Genomic DNA, 19,615 nt, shown 5'->3' on the forward strand with positions numbered 1-19,615 from the left:
TTTCGTAAAATATTAAACTTGCGGTAAATTCAGTCTGAAGGTGGAGGAACCTTTAGAGGGCTATGGTACAATGAAACAGTAATTTAAGTCATTGGAGTGCGAATATGAGAAATCAGGAAGAAACATGGTGGACAAAGACCAAACGCGTCCTCAATCGGATCTGGCAGTTTATCCATCCCTATTTAGCAAGAATGTGGCATGCAATCCGTGTTTTCTGGCATCGTTTCCAGCTGACCCGCTGGCTGCTGCTTCTTTTTCTGAGCCTGTTTTTAGTGGCCAGCATTTACTTCACCTATAAAGCCAAAACGGCCAATGTCGGCGACCTGAAGGCGACTTTGCAGACGAAAACGATTGTCTATGATTCTAAAGATCAAAAGGCCGGCGAATTATACTCTCAGAAAGGGACTTATGTCAGTTTAGACAAAATTTCACCGGAAATCCAGAATGCGGTCATTTCGACTGAGGACCGTTCCTTCTATACGAATCCCGGTTTCAGCATCAAAGGCATCCTGCGGGCGGCAGTCGGCTATGTCATCCACCACGGCGAAATCGTCGGCGGCGGGAGTACGATTACCCAGCAGCTTGCCAAAAATGCACTGCTGACGCAGAAACAGACGCTGTTCCGTAAAGTGGAAGAACTGTTTCTGGCCATTGAAATCACCCATACGTATTCAAAGAAAGATATCCTGACGATGTATCTCAATAATGCGTACTTCGGGAACGGGGTCTGGGGGGTTCAGGACGCTTCCCGCCGGTACTTTGGGCAAAATGCCAGCCAGCTGGATGCAAGCAAAGGGGCTGCCATGGCCGCCATGCTGCGCAGTCCTAGTTATTATAACCCTGTTGACCATCTCGACAATGCCACTTCCCGGCGTAATTTAATCTTAGGGCTGATGGTTGATAATAAAAAACTGACGCAATCGCAAGCAAATGCAGCGAAGCGTGAGCAGTTAGTCGTCAAAAACACCTATACGCAGGGGGACGGCTACAAATATCCGTATTATTTCGATGCCGTCATCAACGAAGCCATCAGTCGTTACGGCCTGACTGAAGAAGAAATTATGAATAAGGGTTACAAGATTTATACGTCCCTCAATCAGACTTATCAAACTGAAATGCAAACGGCTTTCGATGACGATTCGGCTTTCCCAACCAATGCCAGTGATGGCACCAAGGTGCAGAGCAGTTCGATTGCCTTTGATCCTAGTACTGGCGGTGTCGTCGCCGTCGTTGGCGGACGGGGCACCCATGTCTTTCGTGGTTTCAACCGGGCAACCCAGATGAAACGGTCGCCGGGTTCGACAATCAAACCACTGGCTGTGTACACACCAGCGCTTGAAAATGGGTTCCATTACGATTCCAACTTGACCGATAAAAAGATTTCCTATGGGTCGACCCATTATACGCCGACCAACCCAACGGGCGAATATCTCGGCCAGGTGCCGATGTATGAAGCACTGGCGCAAAGCCTGAATGCACCGGCTGTCTGGACATTGAATAAAATCGGTTTGTCCAAAGGGGTCAAGAGTGTTGAAAAATTCGGAATCAATGTTCCGAAGAAAAATCAGCACTTAGGCTTGGCACTTGGTGATATCAACGTGTCGCCGTACCAGATGGCGCATGCCTACACAGCGTTTGCCAATAATGGCAAGATGGCTGATGACCACTTCATCACCAAGATCGTCGATGCGACTGGGGCGACAATCGTCGATAATACCAAGGTCAAAAATAAGACCGTTCTCAGCAAGAGCAATGCCACTGAGATGACCAGCATGATGATGGATGTCTTCAAAGGCAACGGGACCGGCGCTTCAGCCAAGCCGGACGGCTATACGGTTGCTGGCAAGACGGGGAGTACGCAGGTGCCGAATAGTTATGGCTACGGGACCAAAGACCAGTGGCTAGTCGGGTATACGCCGGATATCGTCGTGGCGACTTGGATTGGGTTCGACCAAACGGATCAGTCGCATTTCCTACAGGGAACGAGTGAATCCGGCGTCGCCAAGATTTGGAAGCTGGAAATGGAAGATATCCTGCCGAGCACGCCGAATACGAAATTTACGACCAATGATGCACAGTCGATTGCTGAAGCAAAGAGTGAAACTAAGAATAAAACAACTTCTTCGGCCGAAAATTGGGTCGGCAACCTCAAGGACAGCATCAACGAAGGTGTTTCAAAGGCGAGTCAATGGTTCAGCCAATTAAAAGGCGCCTTTGGCAACTAGTTTAAAATCAGGTATAATACATTTAAGCGTTTTAATATGATTAGGAGGCCGTAGACAACATGGCAAATGAAATTTTTGATACCGCACGCAAATTACAAACAGAATTAGCAGCATCTCCAGAATTCATGGCTTTACAGACTGCATTTGCAAACATGAAGAAAGACGATGTGGCTTACAGCTTATTCAAGCAATTCCAAGACGTTCAGGTCGAACTGCAGCAAAAGCAGATTAAAGGTGAAGACCTGACCGACGATGAAATCGACAAAGCACAGGCATTGGCTCAAAAAGTGGGCAACATCCAAGTCATCAAAGACTTGATGGCCAAGGAACGTGAAATGAGCAAGTTCGTCGATGAAATGAACAAGATCATCTCCAAGCCGATCACAGACTTATACCAAGGTAAATAATTTGTGAAAGGACGCCTGTTCAGGGCGTTCTTTTTCGTTGAAACAGAAATCAGGGGAGTGCAATGGCAAAAAAATTATTTGATTTTCAAGACGGCGAGCAGCTAGAGATCCCGGTGCTGATCAAGAGTGCGGACGTTCGGATTGCCAAAAACGGCAAAAAATTCATTGCCTTTACGTTTGAAGATGAATCCGGCCAGATTACCGGTAAATACTGGAATGCCTCTGAGCCGGACATCGAACGCTTTCAGACGGGCAAAGTGGTCCATTTGAAGGGCAAACGGGAACGGTATCAGGGCAATCCGCAGATTAAAATCTATCAATTGAAATTAGTGGACGCTGCCGAACAGGATGCGGCGGCATATGTCCCGCATGCGCCGGAGAAAAAGGCCACGATGCAAGATGAATTGCAAAGCTACGTGTTTGAAATCACCAATGCCGACTGGAGCCGGGTGGTCCGGACGCTGCTGAAGAAGAACGGTGCCAAGTTTTTTGAGGCCCCAGCCGCCAAAACGAACCACCACGCTTTTGAAGGCGGATTGGCTTACCACACGTTATCGATTCTGAAAATGGCAAAATCGGTGTCCGACCAATATCCGCAGTTAAATCGATCGCTCTTGTACGCTGGCGCAATCCTCCACGATATGGGCAAGGTAATCGAACTGACGGGTCCGATTTCAACGACGTATTCATTGGCTGGCAATCTAATCGGGCATATCGTCCTGATCGATGAGGAGATTGTCCTGGCCTGTCAAGAACTCAAAATCGATATTTATTCCGAAAATATGTTGCTCTTGCGGCATGTGGTCTTGGCGCATCATGGTCTGCTGGAATATGGCTCGCCGGAACGGCCGAAGATCATGGAAGCCGAAGTCTTGCATGATCTGGATGATATGGATGCTTCAATCACGATGATGTCGACGGCACTGCAGCACACCGATGCGGGTGAGTATACCGAACGGCTCTTTGCGATGGACGGACGTACTTTCTACCGGCCGCACGACAAGCCGCAAAGTCATGACGAATAAAAAATTTAAACCCAAAAAAAGAGTCCCCAGAAATGGGAACTCTTTTTGATTGATTCACGTTTATTTAGAGGAGCTTGATGAACCGACATAATCGGACAAGATGTTCTTCAAATCGCTATCCTTGATTGAAACGTTGGCCTTCTTCAGGACTTTCGAAACGACACTGTTCATAACTGTGGAATCTTGCATCCAGCCGTCATAAACTTGTTGTGTCAATTCAGCCTTGTGGCTTGCCATGGTCCCCTTACCAGGGTTCTTAATCATGCGAATGACATGGTAGCCATATTGTGTCTTAACAGGTGTTGTCGTGATTTCGCCGGTCTTCAGCTTGAAGGCAGCCTTCTTAAAGGTTGAGTCCAAGGAAGTATCGGTGCTATCGAAGGCGGACAACTTGCCGGCATCATTCTTAGTACCAGTATCTGTTGAGTACTTCTTGGCTAACTTCTTGAATTCGGCTTCGGTATTGTTTGCTTGTAAGTCTTTGATGATGGTTTCAGCAGTTGACTTCTTAGAAACTAAGATGTGCTGTACTTGGACCTTAGGTTCGTAAGACTTCCATTGCTTCTTCAAATCAGCATTTGTGACTTTCTTGTTGGCTTTCAAAGCGGCTTCTTCCAACATGTTCAAACGAATGCTCTTCTTAAAGCTGGATTTCGTTAAGCTGTTTTGTTCCAAAACGGCTGAGAAAGAAGAACCATATTGTGACTTGTACTTGTTGTATTCCTTGTCGACTTTCTTAGAAGAAACTTTGCTGCCGTATTGGTTTTCCAAAGCCTTGGTTAAGATCATCGTCTGCAAGGTCTGCTTGCCGGCGGATGACTTCTTCATTTCGTCATAATATTGTTCCTGAGTGATTTTGCCACCCTTTAATGTTGCGACTGTCTTGCCGCCAGCAGAACAACCTGCCAGGGTCATCGATAAAGCCAAAACTAATCCCGCTGCTGCAGCGAGCCATTTTTTCTTCAAAATATCCCACATCCTTCGTGATTTTTTTGTTTGGAAATCCAGCTAATTCGCTTTCTAATATAACATAAATGCAATTTTGAAAACAGAAGTTCACAGAAGTTTCATACTTTCATATGACTTTCATCGCAAAGCTAATCGGTTGGTGCAGATTGGCCGGTGTCGCTTTGTAATTTGTCGACCGATTTTTGGATTTGGTCCATGCGGGGCTGGGATTCGTATTCGAATGTATCCAAGGTCTTAGTAATGTCTTTGACGGTGGTGTCGCTGGCATTTTGCACTTCACTGGCAAAATCCTGAGCGGCTTTTTGCAAAGATGTCACGCTGGCACTCAAGCCATTGATAGCATCCCGAATCCCTAACACATAATCCCGAATTGCATTTTGCCGCTGCACACCCGTCAGGTGAGTTGTGGCGAGTGCATACAGGGCACCACTGATGCCCCCGATTAACAATCCCTTTTTAAAATTCATTTGCTGGCCTCCAGTTGGGCATGGATATCGTCCGCAATTTTCTGCAGATCAGCTTGCGAGTAATCATCGGAATGATCACCGAAGTGAATCGAGAAATCGTCTGCTTCCGAGTAACGGGGAATCAGATGAAAATGAGAATGGAAAACGGATTGATAGGCGATTTCACCATTGTTATTGATAATATTCATTCCTTTGATGGCTGGGTTGGAAGCTTTGATGGCCCGTGCAATCATCGGAATCCGTTTGAATACTTCTCCGGCCAGGTCGGCATCATAAGCAAAGATGTCCGGCACATGCTTCTTCGGGACCACCAATGTGTGGCCAGGCGTCGTCTGCGTCAGATCTAAAAAGGCTTTGACGACATCGTCTTCATAAACAGTCGTGCTGGGAATCTCACCAGCGACGATTTTGCAAAATACACAGTCTTGCATAGGGAGAACTCCTCCTTTGTGGTTTCATTCGTGATTGATTTCATGCTATCATAAAGTAGCTTAAAAAAACAGTTCACATCTAATGAGAGAACCAACTAGAGGAAGTCGAAAATATGAGTCTTGAAGTAAAACACTTAACGGGCGGTTATGCCCAAGTACCAGTTTTGAAAGACGTCAGCTTTACTGTGCCGGACGGCGAGATTGTTGCGCTGATCGGTTTGAATGGGGCCGGCAAATCGACCACGATCAAACACATCATCGGTGTTCTGACCCCGATGAAAGGGACAATCGCAGTGAACGGACTGACATTGGCGAAAAATCCGGATGCCTACCACCAGCAGATTGCTTATGTGCCGGAAACACCGGTTTTATATCCGGAGCTGACCTTAAAAGAACACATTGAAATGACAATCTTAGCTTACGACCTCGACCATGATGAAACGTGGCAACGGGCGCACCGGTTGTTGAAGATGTTCCGGCTCGATAATAAGTTAGACTGGTTTCCAATTCATTTTTCCAAAGGGATGCGGCAAAAAGTGATGATTGTCTGTGCCTTTATGACCCAGGCCAGTTTATACATCATCGATGAGCCGTTCACGGGACTTGATCCGCTGGCCATCAATGATTTGCTGACGATTGTCAACGAAAAGAAGCAGGAGGGGGCGTCGGTGTTCATGTCGACCCATATCCTCGATACAGCGCAGAAGTATGCCGATCAGTTTGTCCTCCTCAATCACGGCCGGGTTCGTGCCGAAGGTACCCTCAAGCAGCTTGAGGAGCAGTTCCACATGAGCGCCGCCGATCTGGATGATATTTATCTGCAGATGACGAAGGAGGAGGCGGATCCCGATGACTGATCTCTGGTCGCAACGCTTAGCCAAGCACCAGCGCCAGCAGTTCAAGTATTTGCGGCTCGTCTTCAACGATCATTTTGTGATTGCCCTAATCTTTATGCTGGGCGGCCTAGGCTATGCCTATTCGAATGCTTTGAAGGGGCTGACCCATCCGGTTTGGTGGGCCAAGCCATTGGGACTGATTGTCCTGCTAATCGTGCTTGGTTTCGGCCACTTAGCCACTTTGGTGGAAGAGGCCGATACGGTGTTTCTGCTGCCGAAAGAAGAATCGTTTCCAGCCTATTTGGAACGGGCCTGGCGGTATAGTTTGTTGCTGCCGAGTATCGTGATGATTTTTGCCGTGCTGGCGTTAGCACCGTTTCTGTGGATCGGCGCCGGCATGACGATGTGGGGCTTGCTGTTCCTAGGTGTGACCGAACTGGTGCTCAAAGCTCTCAATTTGAAATTAGCCGTCCTGCAGCGTTATCAGATGGCCAATTGGCAGCAGCACACTAGCTGGCTGTTTTACGGTTTCAGTTTGCTGGTCTTAGCAGCCGCTTTCTACATCCACCCGTTGGTCGGAGTGGTACTGGCAGTCCTAGGCGCCGTTTATGCGCGCATGCAGCAGCGGCAAGTCGGCCATTTTCATTTGCGCTGGCAGTACTTAGCCGCCACCGAAAAGACCCGCATGTTTAATTTGTACCGTTTCTACAACCTGTTTACCGACGTGCCGGGAATGGGCAGCCGGGTCAAACGCCGTAGCTACCTTGATTTCATCGCCAATTGGGTCAAGCCAACTCATGACGATGCTTATGGCTACTTGTTCATTCGGGGCTTTTTGCGGGGCACCGAATACAGTGGCTTGTACATCCGGTTTGTGATTCTAGGCAGCATTATTCTGTACTTCAGTTCGCAGTGGGTGCTGGCACTGATTTTGTTCGCCTTGTTCCTGTATATGACAGGCTTTCAACTGCTGCCGTTTTATCATCAGTACGACGGCATTATCTTTACCCATTTGTACCCGTTGTCTGACCAGCAGAAGCAGCGTTCCTTCGAACGGCTGGTCCAATGGTTAATGGGCGTTCAATGGGGAATTGGTGCCTTGGTGATTCTGGTCGTCTGGAAATTCACCATGCCGACAGCGATTATTCTCATCGCAACGTTTGTCGAAGTATTAGCGTTTGTCAGAATCTATACGCCGCAACGCTTGCGTCCGCAAAAAAGAATTATTCGTTAACACGAATCGCATCCAAGCAATTTTTGCTGGGGTGCGATTTTGGCTTGACGGTATTTTAAATACTCTTTAAAATAGGGAAAGAGAAAAAAATGAGTTGTCTTCCAAAACTCAAAGTGAGGGGGATTGCCGATGGACTTCGACTTAAATGCCGATTGGCAAATCCGTTCAGCAGGTGGGAATACTGGAAGTGCCTTTATGGGCATCCATGCAACGGAAAAAGTATTTTTAAAACGGAACAGTTCGCCGTTTTTAGCTGCACTCTCGGTTGAGGGCATCACGCCCCGGCTGATTTGGACCAAACGGATCGCGAATGGCGATGTGCTGACGGCCCAAGAGTGGCTGAACGGCCGGACCTTGACCCGAGATGAGATGAATAGTGCCCAAGTGGCGCATTTGCTGCGGCAAGTGCATACGTCCCGGCTGCTTAAGAAAATGCTGGTCAAAGTCGGCGGGCAGGCATACACGCCCAGCCGGCTGCTGCGGCATTACGAGCAGGGGCTGCCGCTGGCCCTGCGGCAGAATGATTTTTTGGAAAAAGTCGCTTTTTTCCTTAATAAAAACCAGCCGCAGTTTTCAAAAAATGCGTTTGAAGTTTGTCACGGCGACCTGAATCATAAAAACTGGCTGCTGTCGGACCAGAAACGTTTATACTTGGTCGACTGGGATTCGGCAATGTTAGCTGATCCGGCCGTCGACCTGAGCATGGTTTTATTTCAGTATGTGCCCCGTGCCGATTGGACGGAGTGGGTCGCCAGCTACGGCTTGGAATTAACGACCCCATTATTGACCCGTATTCATTGGTACGGCTGTCTGCATTTGTTAAATGCCATTCGTGCCCATTATGAGGAATGCCGGTTTACGGAAATGAATCAGGCGATACTTTTATTAGAACATTTTTTTAAGAAGGACTAACGAGATGAGGCGTGCGAGCGCCTCATTCTTTTGTGAGAGGACGTTAACATGAGATTACGAAACAAACCATGGGCCAAAGACCTGATTGCGGCCAATCCGCAGTGGATTTTGGTCAATCCGGTCGGGATGCAGGGCAAATGGCAAAGCCGCTTCGCCCAGAAACAGCCGTTGTCGATTGAAGTCGGTTCCGGCAAAGGCCGGTTTATTACCGAAATGGCGCAAAAATATCCGGACCGCAATTTTATTGCGATTGAAGTTCAGGAATCGGCGATTGCGATGGTCCTGAAAAAGCAGGTCGATTTGCAGCTGGACAATCTGCAGTTATTGCTGGGCGACGGGGCCGAGCTGACCGAATATTTTGCACCGGAAGAAGTCAGCACGGTTTACTTGAATTTCTCCGACCCATGGCCAAAGACACGGCATGAAAAACGGCGGCTGACGTATAAAGATTTCCTGAAACAATATGAAACGGTTTTGCAGCCAGCTGGCGAGCTCGAATTCAAGACTGATAATCAAGGCTTGTTCGAATATTCGCTGATTTCACTGAACCACTACGGGATGGAATTCGACCGTGTGTCGCTCAATCTGCACCAGAGTCAATGGGCTGACGACAATGTCATGACCGAATACGAACAGAAATTCAGCGCCAAGGGCCAGCCGATTTTTCAGTTATGTGCGCACTTTAAATAAGTGCCAGCAGACTAGACAATTTAGAAAAAAAGCGTATAGTAGAGGTATCAAGAACGGTTACTAAAAGTAAGGAGATTGATTCAAATGGAAATTTTAGATCAAGCTAGTTATCAAAATTTAAAACAAACGCTTGCCACTGGTAAGCATATCCTTTTCTTTACCGCCGATTGGTGCCCAGACTGCCGGTTTATCAAACCAGTGATGCCTGAAATCGAAGCCGATTATCCGGATTATCAATTTATCCAGGTCGATCGGGACGAATTCATCGATCTCTGCCAAGAGATGGGAATCATGGGGATTCCTAGTTTTGTCATCTATCAGGACGGCAAAGAAACCGGACGCTTTGTGAATAAAGATCGTAAGACAAAGAAACAGGTCGAAGATTTTATCGATTCCGTCGCGGCCTAACGTCATAAAGGAGATTTGAAAACAGATGTTGATTACAAGTTTAAATAAAGCAGTTTTTCCAAATGTACTCGTTGCAATCGTGGCACCGAACGCCGACCATCAGGACAGCGAACAAAAAGACGACATCGTCCGTGTATTTGCCACCGACGACCAGCGGACATTGGGGTACAACTTTTTAGCGATTGATCGGATTCTGCCGGAATTAGATCAAAACGGCCAGGTCATCTTGTCAGAAGCACAAGTTGCTAAGCTGAATGCCGCTCTTGAAACAGCCGGTTTTCAAGGTGAGCTGGTTGCCCAGACACAGTCTAAATTTGTGGTCGGCTTCGTCAAAGAAGTCAAAAAACATCCCGATTCAGATCATCTGCATATTACCCAGGTAGAAGTCGCAGACGGCCAGACCCTGCAGATTGTCTGCGGGGCGGCCAATGTTGCTGAAGGTCAGAAAGTGGTTGTCTGCGAGATTGGGGCAATGATGCCAAGCGGCCAGATTATCTGGCCCGGCAAGCTGCGTGGTGTCACAAGCGACGGCATGTTAGCCGCTGCTCGTGAATTGGCACTGCCGAATGCACCGCAGAAACATGGCATTTTAATCCTGCCTGCCAGTGCGCAAACCGGTGCACCTTTTGATTTCGAAAAAGGGGCCGCTTTAGTCGCACAACAAAACGTTTAACCATTCCTAAAAATCAGTCCGCCGTGTGCGGGCTTTTTTTGCGGCTTCTTTTAAATCGCCCTAAAAATCACTGGGAAGCATGTTAAAATGAAATTAGACTAATTTAAACGAAGAAGGATTGAAAATCATGGATGAGCATTATGATGGGCCGGCTTTTTATCGGCAGAATGAACGGCAGCCACAGCAGGCGGCCTCACAAGCACAGCGTCCGGTTCGCAGTGCATCCGCAGCACAAGTGTCGCAAGCACCTGCGTCAGTGGCCAGTTCTTCAGAAGAAGAACCGCTCGATGCTGCTTTGCCGCATGTCCGCCAAGAAGCCAAACGGGAGCATCTGGCTCGCCATTTAGGAACGAATGAGGAGTGGCATTGGCAAGTGCCGCTCGATGAATATAAGCACATTTTGGAAGAATTGCATAAGACGCCGGATGAATATTACCTGTTCGGGTCGTTGGAAGATGAAGAACCCAACGTGGCGCCGATTGAGAACACAGCGAGTGCAACGATTCTTTTCAGTCCGGAAGAATCGTCAGTGGCAGCCGCTGATTCAGAAGTAGTCTCCTCAGCGGCAGAGACAGGAGAATCAACGGTTGCTCCGACCTCAGCCGCACCAGCTATCGTTAGTGAAGCTGTTCCTGAAGAAACAGCAACCAGTTCGGAACCCGAATCGGTTGCAGACACGACAACGGAAATCAAATCGGAAGAACCTGTCGCAGAAGATAGGACAGCCGTAATGACGACAGAAGCTCCCTCAGAGGACAGCATCGAAGCGACGACTGAAGCAACGGTCCAGCGAATTCCGGCAACCGTCAGCGAGTTTTATGGAAACCTGCATCAGCAGCGTTTAACGCCGAACAGTCTGGCTGAGAAAAAGCCGGTTCAGTCCCAACAACTCAGTTACAAAGCACGTAAAAAACTGTTGAAGCAGCAGCGGCAGTTGCGGCGCAGTTTGGCGGAGGAAAAGTCTTCAGCTGCCAGTGCTGTGACCGAAACTGAAACCACGACAGCACCGACTGAGGAAACTACGGTTGAAATAACGAGTGCACCGACAACGGCCATCACCAGTGCGCCAACAACAGCAGCGACTAGCGTTCCGACTGAGGAAGCAACGATGGCCCCTACACAAGTTCCGACCGTTGCTGTGACGGTGGCGCCAACTGCTATGCCGACTGAGGAAGCGACCAGTATCCCGACGCAAGTAGCAGTGGCCGCACCGACAACTGCTCCCACTCAGGCACCGGTAACGGTGAGTACAACCGCCGAAGCAGCGCCAGTAATTGATACAGCCGTTGCGGCGGCCTATCAAATGCCGCCGCTGTCGTTATTGCCGGCACCAGTGATTCCAGATGAATCTGAAATGCAAACGTGGGCGCAAGACCAGGCTCAGACACTGGATGAAACGCTGGAAGCTTTTCATGTCAAGGCTCACGTTACCCATTGGACAACTGGTCCAGCCGTCACACAATTCGAAGTGGCGCTCGATCGGGGGGTCAAGGTCAACAAAATCACCAATTTGAATGACGACTTGAAATTGGCCTTAGCGGCAAAAGACATTCGCATCGAAGCACCGATTCCGGGCAAACGGACGGTCGGCATTGAAATCCCGAATTTGAAGTCGCGACCGGTGATGCTGTCGGAAGTGATGCGTTCGCCGGAATTCCAGAACAGCAAATCACCGTTAACAGTGGCACTGGGCGTCAATTTATTCGGCAAGCCGATGGTGACGGACATCAATAAAATGCCGCATGGTTTGATTGCCGGTGCGACGGGCTCTGGGAAGAGTGTCTTCATCAACAGTGTGATTGTGTCCTTGCTGTATAAGGCCAAACCGAATGAAGTCAAACTGCTGCTGATTGATCCGAAGGAAGTTGAATTGGCACCGTATAACGGACTGCCGCATCTGCTATCGCCGGTTATTTCCGATCCGCAGGCCGCTGCAGCCGCTTTGAAGTGGGCCGTCAACGAAATGGATAATCGGTATAAGAAACTCGCCGCAGCGGGTGTCCGCAACATCAAGCAGTTTAATGAAAAGGCTCGGGCCAATGGCGATGATGGTTTAATCATGCCGTATATCGTCATCATTATCGACGAGCTGGCCGACTTGATGATGGTGGCCTCGAGCGAAGTGCAGGATTATATTGCCCGCATCACCCAGAAAGCACGAGCGGCCGGCCTGCATCTCTTAGTAGCGACGCAGCGTCCGAGTGTCGATGTCATTACTGGGACCATCAAGAATAACATTCCGACACGAATCGCCTTCATGGTTTCGAGTCAAGTCGATTCACGGACGATCATCGACCAGAGCGGGGCCGAACGACTGCTAGGACGGGGCGATATGCTCTACTTGGGCAATGGTCAGTCGCAGCCGGTCCGAATTCAAGGGACTTATGTTGAAAATGAAGTCGACCAGATTGTCAGTTACGTCAAGAATCAGCAGGGGCCGCATTACGCCTTCAATCCGGATAGTTTGTTGAAAAAAGTGACCCAGACCGAAAATGAAGATGAATTGTGGCCGGATGTGCTTGATTATATTGCCGGTGAAAAGGGTGTCTCGACGTCGAAGCTGCAACGGGTCTTTTCAATCGGTTACAATCGGGCGGCAAAACTGATTGATGACCTTGAAACACGGCATTATATTTCTGGTTCGAATGGTTCGAAGCCACGTGAGGTCTTTTACACTGGAAATTCTGAAACAAATGAATGACAAACCGATGAATCATACGGCGGATATGGTAAACTGAAGTAGTACAAAAAAGCGTCTTGAGACGAAAAAGAGGATATGGCTTATGGCAGAAAAAGAATTATCGAAAGATAAAACCTACTATTTTGTCGGGATCAAAGGTTCCGGTATGGCATCATTGGCATTGTTGCTGCATGATTTAGGGTATCAGGTCGAAGGTTCGGATATTACACAGTACACCTTTACACAAAAGGGACTCGAAGATGCAAACATCAAGATTTATCCGTTTAACAAGGATAATCTGCATGCTGGTTTGTTTGTGATCGCTGGCAATGCATTCGATGATGACCAGGAAGAAATCAAAGCGGCACGTGCGATGGGCTTGCCCGTCATGCGTTACCATGAATTCTTAGGTAAATTTATGCAGCCGTACACCAGCATCGGTGTGGCTGGCACGCATGGCAAGACGAGCACCAGCGGCTTGCTGGCCCACGTTTTAAGCGGTGTTGCAAAGACCAGCTACCTGATTGGCGATGGCTCCGGCAAAGGGGTGCCGAATTCACGTTTCTTCGTTTTTGAAGCGGATGAATACCGGCGTCATTTCTTAGCCTACCATCCTGATTACATGATCATGACCAACATCGATTTCGATCATCCCGACTATTACAAGGATATCGAAGATGTTTACCAAGCCTTCGAAACGGAAGCCAACCAGACACAAAAGGCTGTTTTAGCTTGGGGCGATGACAAAAATCTGCGTCGTTTAAAGGCTGATGTGCCGATTTATTATTACGGTACTAGCGATAAGGATGATTTCCAAGCCGTGAATATCGAACGGACGACAGCTGGTTCTTCGTTTGACGTGATGTACAAAGGCGAATCGATCGGCCGTTACGAAACACCGCTCTATGGGAAACACGGAGTCTTGAACAGCACGGCGGTAATTGCCGTTGCTTATCTTGAAGGCATTCCCAGCGGCGAAGTGGCCCGTGAATTGCGGACGTTCGGCGGGGTAAAACGCCGGTTTGCTGTTTCGACCGTCGGCGATATGACGATTATCGATGATTATGCGCATCATCCAACTGAAATCGAAGCCACATTGGATGCGGCTCGGCAGAAGTTCCCTGATAAGAAGATTATTGCCGTCTTCCAGCCGCATACCTACTCACGGACATTAGCCTTCTTAGATGGCTTCACCAAAGCCCTCGACAAGGCTGATGAAGTGTATATCACCCCCATCTTCGGTTCGGCTCGTGAAAGCAGCGGCAAGGTTTCAGCTGCAGATTTAGCCAAGAAGATCATTCCAAACAAGAGCAAAGGCGTGCTCCATCAAGACGACCTGACTTCCTTATTACAGGAACACAATGCCGTGGTCGTCTTTATGGGTGCCGGCGATATTCAAAAGTATGAAACTGCCTATAAAAAGGCGTTAGAACAACGTTAATCATTGGAAAACAGGGCGGCAAAAAGATTGCCGAACTGTTTTTTTATAAGTATTGACGTTCCATTAAAAACGTGTAAAATGGTCTTACAAATGAAAGAGTAATGACATAAATGAAATACTTTAAAACCTCTTTCGATGGCATTTTGCTAGTAAATTTTGAGAAATGAGGTACAGGACATGCAAGAAAATCAAACGACGTCACGTGACCGTGGCTTAGCGTTATTTTTTAACAAAGTCTATGGGTATATGACTGCTGGAATCGCCGTTTCGGCGGTTGTAGCGTACTTGGTCAGTACCGTCTTTAAAACACAATGGATCAATCTGATCGCCAATAACCGGCTGATCTTCTATGTGATCCTCTTCATTCCGTTCATCCTCGTCTGGGGAGTGAGCCGGAATTCGTATCGGAATCCGACCGGCGGCTTTCTGATGTTCATGCTACTGTCAGTCAGCTATGGGCTGCAATTTTCACTGATTGCGATGTTCTATAGCGGCGCCAATATTGCCGCTGCCTTTGTCAGCAGTGCCGGTGTCTTTGCGGCGATGTCGATTTACGGGCGGGTCACCAAGAATAACCTGTCCAACTGGGGCCGGACGGCATTTGCCTTCCTGATTGGAATTATCATCGCTTCGCTGGTCAACATGTTTATTCATTCGTCGGTCATCAGCTACATTTTGTCGTATGCAACTTTGATTATCTTCATCATCATGACTGCTTCGGACAATCAGAAACTGACGCTGATGTATCAGCGTTACGGGTCAACTGGTCAAGTATCTGTGACTGGGTTAGCCATTCAAGGGGCCCTGAGTCTATACTTGGATTTCATCAACATCTTTTTATCGATTTTGGAAATCTTCGGTTACGGCAGCAACCGCAACTAATTTCAAACGAGTTCAGACAAATCATCTGAACTCGTTTTTTAGTGTGAAAATTTGTTAAAATAGAGGCAGGAACATGAACGGAGGATTTCAATGACACAATCCAAAAAATTACTTTTAATCGATGGCAACAGTGTGGCCTTTCGGGCGTTTTTTGCGATGCACCAGCAGCTCGAGAGCTTTGTCAGTCCAGATGGGCTGCATACGAATGCCATTTATGCGTTCAATAACATGCTCGATATTATTTTGAAGGAAGTCCAGCCTGACTATGCCTTGGCAGCGTTTGATGCTGGCCGGACGACTTTCCGAACGGCCCAGTATGCCGATTATAAAGGCGGCCGTTCGAAGACGCCGGAAGAGTTGTCGGAACAATTTCCGTATTTGCAGGAATTGCTGAAGGATCGGGGCATTACACCATACCAGCTGTCGAATTACGAAGCCGATGATATTATCGGGACACTGGCCCGTGAAGCGGATGAACAGGCGTGGGATACCAGCATTGTGACCGGCGACCGGGATTTGACACAGTTGACGAGCGACCACACCACTGTCGTGATTACCGTAAAAGGGGTCACTCAGCTGGAAAAATACACGCCGCAGCATGTGGAAGACAAAATGGGAATCAAACCGAGTCAGATCATTGACCTGAAGGGGCTGATGGGCGATACGTCCGATAATTATCCGGGTGTGACGAAAGTCGGTCCGAAGACGGCCCTTAAACTGCTCGATGAGTACGGCTCGATTGAAAATCTGTACGACCATGTCGATGAGATGAAAAAGAGCAAGCTCAAGGAACATCTGATTGAAGACAAGAATCAGGCCTTTTTGAGCAAAAAATTGGCGACGATCGACCGGCATGCACCGCTGACACTGGGACTGGCAGATATTCCGTATACGGGTGACCATCTGGAAGAATTGGCCGAATTTTATCGGAAATTGAACTTCAAATCGTTTCTGAATAAGCTGCAGCCGGCTGCCGGTGATGACGGAGCAAATCCGTTTGCCGGCCAGCTCCATGAATACACCGAATTAACAGCCGCTAATCTGGCCGCAGCCCTCAAACCGACGGCACCGCAGGCTTTCGAAATTGAAATGCTTGACGACAATTACCATACCTCCCCAATCGTCGGATTTGTCTTAGGAACGCCAGGCCATTGGTACGTCAGCAGCCAGCCAGAACTCCTGCAAACGGATGCGATGCATGCCTGGCTAGCTGATGAAAGTCGCCGCAAGTATGTTTTTGACGGCAAACGGAATTATGTCGCCGCCAATCGCATGGGCGGCCATTTACAGGGGCTCGAATTCGACCTGCTACTGGCCTCCTATCTGCTTGATGTCAACAACAACAGTAACGACCTCGGTGAAATTGCCCATTCCTATGGGGACATGGATGTGCAGACCGATGCTGAAGTCTATGGAACGGGTGCCCACCGCAGCATGCCGGAGGACGCCAACGTCTTTTACCAGCATCTGACTCAGAAAGCAGCGGCGATTTACCAGCTCGAACCGGATTTATATCAGAAACTGAAGGACCACGAACAGGACCAGCTGTTCCGGGATATGGAAATGCCGTTGTCGGTCGTCTTAGCCGAAATGGAAATTGCCGGGATTACGGTTGATGCCGAACGGTTGAAAAAGATGGGGGCTGAATTCCAGCAGACACTCAAAGTGCTCGAAGAAAAAATCTACAACGAAGCTGGTGAAAAGTTCAATATCAATTCGCCGAAGCAGCTCGGGGTCATTTTATTCGAAAAGATGAACATGCCGGTCATCAAGAAGACGAAAACGGGCTATTCAACTTCTGTGGACGTGCTTGAAAAACTGAAGTCGTATTCGCCGATTATCGATGACATTCTCAATTACCGCCAGATTGCGAAAATTCAGTCGACGTATGTCGAAGGTTTGCTGAAATCGATTCTGCCTGATCATAAGGTGCACACCCGTTATCTGCAGACATTAACGCAAACGGGCCGTTTGTCGTCCGTCGACCCGAACTTGCAGAACATTCCGATTCGTTTGCCGGAAGGCCGCAAGATTCGGCAGGCATTTGTGCCTCGCCAGGACGGTTGGGAGATTTTCTCGTCTGATTATTCGCAGATTGAATTGCGGGTCCTAGCGTCGATTTCCGGTGACACAAATATGCAGGAAGCCTTCAAAGAAGGTCGTGATATCCATGCCAACACGGCGATGAAGATTTTCGGCTTGGATGATCCCAGTCAGGTGACACCGAATATGCGGCGCCAGGCGAAAGCCACGAATTTCGGGATTGTTTATGGAATTAGCGATTACGGTTTATCCCAGAACATTGGGATTTCACGGCCTGAGGCGAAACGGTTCATTGCCGCTTATTTCGAACAATATCCGCAGGTCAAAGAATATACCGAAAAGTCGGTTCAAATTGCACGTGAACAGGGTTATGTTGAAACCCTGTTCCACCGGCGCCGTTATTTGCCTGGCATCCATTCGAAGAACTTCAACGTCCGTTCGTTTGCCGAACGGACTGCGATGAATACGCCGATTCAAGGCAGTGCTGCCGATATTATCAAAGTCGCCATGATCAACATGCAGCAGGCTTTGCGAGCAGAAGGTTTGCAAGCGACAATGCTGCTGCAGGTTCATGATGAACTGATTTTCGAAGCACCGAGCGCCGAAATTGAAACTCTGAAAAAGTTGGTGCCGAAAGTGATGGATTCAGCCGTTAAATTAGCTGTTCCATTAAAAGTTGAAAGTGCCTATGGACCAACGTGGTTCGCTGCAAAATAGAGTTGCCTCAGGGGGACTTTTAAGCTATAATAAGTGCACTTAAAAACGTTATTGAAAGGGGGTCGCTGTGCGGCCCTTTTTGTATGAACATAGAAGGTGAGGGAAACGATGCCAGAATTACCAGAAGTTGAAACGGTCCGGCGTGGCTTAACACGACTTGTGATCGGTAAAAAAATCGCCGCTATTGAACTGATTTATCCAAAAATCGTGACCGGCGATTCCAAACAATTTAAACAGCAGCTGACCGGTCAGACGATCGAAGCAATCGACCGGCGGGGCAAATATCTTTTGTTCCGGTTCAGCAATGGGTTGACGATGGTCAGCCATTTGCGGATGGAAGGTCATTATCATTTGGCCGTTTCGAAGGAGGAACCGTTGGAAAAGCACACCCATGTCATCTTTCGGTTCACCGATGGCACCGAACTGCGCTACCTTGATTCACGGAAATTCGGTCGGATGCAGCTGATTCTGACGGGGACTGAAGCCAGCGTGCCGGGCTTGGCAAAATTAGGACCTGAACCAACGGAAGCGGCGTTTAAAAAAGCGGCTTTCTACCAGCAGCTGCAGCGGCACCACAAGGCCATCAAGACGACTTTGCTGGATCAGACGGCCGTTACCGGACTGGGCAATATCTATGTCGATGAGGTGCTGTGGCTGACCTTTATCCATCCTGAAACCCCGGCCAATGAACTGACACGAGCCCAGACTGATTTTCTCCATGATACGATTATCCGTGAATTGGATTGGGCGATTACTTTGGGCGGGACAACCGTCCACAGCTTCGTCGATGCCAATGGAAATGCCGGTGCTTTTCAGAAAAAGCTGCATGTTTATGGCCGGAAGGGCGAACCCTGCGATCGCTGTGGAACGCCAATCGAAAAAATCAAAGTCGGCCAGCGGGGCACCCATTTCTGTCCTAGTTGTCAGAAAATCGGGCAGGTGCGCTTCGAATGAGCTATCTTTTAGGCATTACCGGCGGCATTGCAACCGGCAAATCGACGGTGGCGGCGCTTTTTAAAGACGCCGGCTATCCCGTCATCAGCGCCGACCAGGTGGCACGCCAAATCGTCGCACCAGGCACACAGGGGTTACAGCAGGTGGCGGCGGCGTTTGGTCCGCAGATTCTTTTGGCCAATGGCGAATTGAATCGTAAAAAATTAGGGACGCTCGTCTTTGCCGACCCAGATAAACTGGCTGAACTAGATGCCATCGAACATCCGCTGATTCGGGCCGAAATGGTTCGGCAGACGGCAGTGGCCGCTGAGAAAAGCCCGTTAGTGGTTTTAGAAGTACCGCTGCTGTATGAAAGCCACTACGATGAACTCTGCGATGGGGTTCTGGTAGTGACGGTTCCGGAACGAGTCCAGCTTGAACGGCTGATGAAACGGGACCATCTGGCAACGGATGCGGCCCAGCAACGGATTGCGGCCCAAATGCCGTTGGCTGAGAAGGTTGAACGAGCCGATTTTATTTTCGATAATACCCAGACGCCGGCTCAGAAACAGGCACGTGTCCAAGCGATTCTGATGGCGCTGGGACTTTCCTGAGAGCCGTTTGGCCGCTGGCGGCAACGTG

At 48.7% G+C, this 19,615-nt stretch carries 17 protein-coding genes and 1 pseudogene; 15 read left to right on the forward strand and 3 right to left on the reverse strand.

Translation table 11 applies throughout. From position 1 onward, the window contains the following. Window positions 1-191 precede the first annotated feature (191 nt). From IV40_RS00120 to IV40_RS00130, 3 genes are all read left to right on the forward strand, one after another. Window positions 192-2,225: a PBP1A family penicillin-binding protein gene (locus tag IV40_RS00120; protein WP_057768797.1), complete on the forward strand. Its 2,034-nt coding sequence runs from the start codon at window positions 192-194 to the stop codon at window positions 2,223-2,225. Between the two features lie 59 nt (window positions 2,226-2,284). Next, the gene (locus IV40_RS00125; RefSeq protein WP_057768106.1) at window positions 2,285-2,632 is read left to right on the forward strand and encodes a YlbF family regulator; all 348 of its coding nucleotides are present in this window, start codon (window positions 2,285-2,287) and stop codon (window positions 2,630-2,632) included. 62 nt (window positions 2,633-2,694) lie between these two features. After that, on the forward strand, window positions 2,695-3,657 hold the full coding sequence (locus IV40_RS00130; RefSeq protein WP_057768109.1) for a 3'-5' exoribonuclease YhaM family protein: 963 nt from the start codon (window positions 2,695-2,697) through the stop codon (window positions 3,655-3,657). Window positions 3,658-3,717: 60 nt separating this feature from the next. Here IV40_RS00130 and IV40_RS00135 read toward each other — a convergent pair whose 3' ends face one another. The 3 genes from IV40_RS00135 to IV40_RS00145 form a co-directional block, all read right to left on the reverse strand. Continuing rightward, a complete protein-coding gene (locus tag IV40_RS00135) occupies window positions 3,718-4,623 on the reverse strand; it encodes a peptidylprolyl isomerase PrsA (protein WP_057768798.1) in 906 nt (301 codons plus the stop codon). Window positions 4,624-4,754: 131 nt separating this feature from the next. After that, window positions 4,755-5,093: a YtxH domain-containing protein gene (locus tag IV40_RS00140; protein ID WP_057768111.1), complete on the reverse strand. Its 339-nt coding sequence runs from the start codon at window positions 5,091-5,093 to the stop codon at window positions 4,755-4,757. After that, a complete protein-coding gene (locus IV40_RS00145; RefSeq protein ID WP_057768114.1) occupies window positions 5,090-5,524 on the reverse strand; it encodes an HIT family protein in 435 nt (144 codons plus the stop codon). Before IV40_RS00145 ends, IV40_RS00140 begins: the two co-directional genes overlap by 4 nt. 113 nt (window positions 5,525-5,637) lie before the next feature. On the opposite strand from IV40_RS00145, the gene IV40_RS00150 reads away from it, so the two are divergent. From IV40_RS00150 to coaE, 12 genes and pseudogenes are all read left to right on the forward strand, one after another. Next, complete coding sequence (locus IV40_RS00150) at window positions 5,638-6,381, forward strand: ABC transporter ATP-binding protein (protein ID WP_057768117.1); 744 nt, start codon at window positions 5,638-5,640, stop codon at window positions 6,379-6,381. Beyond that, on the forward strand, window positions 6,374-7,594 hold the full coding sequence (locus IV40_RS00155; protein WP_057768120.1) for an ABC transporter permease: 1,221 nt from the start codon (window positions 6,374-6,376) through the stop codon (window positions 7,592-7,594). The genes IV40_RS00150 and IV40_RS00155 overlap by 8 nt, the downstream gene beginning before the upstream one ends. A gap of 129 nt (window positions 7,595-7,723) precedes the next feature. Continuing rightward, window positions 7,724-8,506, forward strand: a complete 783-nt coding sequence (locus tag IV40_RS00160) for a phosphotransferase family protein (RefSeq protein WP_057768123.1) — start codon at window positions 7,724-7,726, stop codon at window positions 8,504-8,506. Between the two features lie 48 nt (window positions 8,507-8,554). Then, window positions 8,555-9,196, forward strand: a complete 642-nt coding sequence (gene trmB / locus IV40_RS00165) for a tRNA (guanosine(46)-N7)-methyltransferase TrmB (RefSeq protein ID WP_057768126.1) — start codon at window positions 8,555-8,557, stop codon at window positions 9,194-9,196. A 57-nt stretch (window positions 9,197-9,253) separates the two neighbouring features. Further along, a pseudogene (locus tag IV40_RS00170) lies at window positions 9,254-9,604 on the forward strand (thioredoxin family protein); the annotation flags it as partial. Window positions 9,605-9,629: 25 nt separating this feature from the next. Further along, a complete protein-coding gene (gene ytpR / locus IV40_RS00175) occupies window positions 9,630-10,277 on the forward strand; it encodes a YtpR family tRNA-binding protein (protein ID WP_057768132.1) in 648 nt (215 codons plus the stop codon). Between the two features lie 127 nt (window positions 10,278-10,404). Further along, window positions 10,405-12,978 (forward strand): DNA translocase FtsK, encoded by a 2,574-nt coding sequence (locus IV40_RS00180; protein WP_057768135.1) that lies wholly within the window; start codon window positions 10,405-10,407, stop codon window positions 12,976-12,978. An 82-nt stretch (window positions 12,979-13,060) separates the two neighbouring features. Continuing rightward, window positions 13,061-14,398, forward strand: coding sequence for a UDP-N-acetylmuramate--L-alanine ligase (gene murC, locus IV40_RS00185; RefSeq protein ID WP_057768138.1), 1,338 nt, complete (start codon window positions 13,061-13,063; stop codon window positions 14,396-14,398). A 177-nt stretch (window positions 14,399-14,575) separates the two neighbouring features. Next, on the forward strand, window positions 14,576-15,280 hold the full coding sequence (locus IV40_RS00190; protein WP_057768140.1) for a Bax inhibitor-1/YccA family protein: 705 nt from the start codon (window positions 14,576-14,578) through the stop codon (window positions 15,278-15,280). A 90-nt stretch (window positions 15,281-15,370) separates the two neighbouring features. Next, on the forward strand, window positions 15,371-18,040 hold the full coding sequence (gene polA / locus IV40_RS00195) for a DNA polymerase I (protein ID WP_057768143.1): 2,670 nt from the start codon (window positions 15,371-15,373) through the stop codon (window positions 18,038-18,040). Window positions 18,041-18,148: 108 nt separating this feature from the next. Then, window positions 18,149-18,994 (forward strand): DNA-formamidopyrimidine glycosylase, encoded by an 846-nt coding sequence (gene mutM, locus IV40_RS00200; RefSeq protein WP_057768145.1) that lies wholly within the window; start codon window positions 18,149-18,151, stop codon window positions 18,992-18,994. Continuing rightward, the gene (coaE, locus tag IV40_RS00205; protein WP_057768148.1) at window positions 18,991-19,587 is read left to right on the forward strand and encodes a dephospho-CoA kinase; all 597 of its coding nucleotides are present in this window, start codon (window positions 18,991-18,993) and stop codon (window positions 19,585-19,587) included. The genes mutM and coaE overlap by 4 nt, the downstream gene beginning before the upstream one ends. The last annotated feature ends 28 nt before the right edge of the window (window positions 19,588-19,615 follow it).

The organism is Lactobacillus selangorensis (assembly GCF_001437205.1).
GTDB classification, from domain to species: domain Bacteria; phylum Bacillota; class Bacilli; order Lactobacillales; family Lactobacillaceae; genus Paralactobacillus; species Paralactobacillus selangorensis.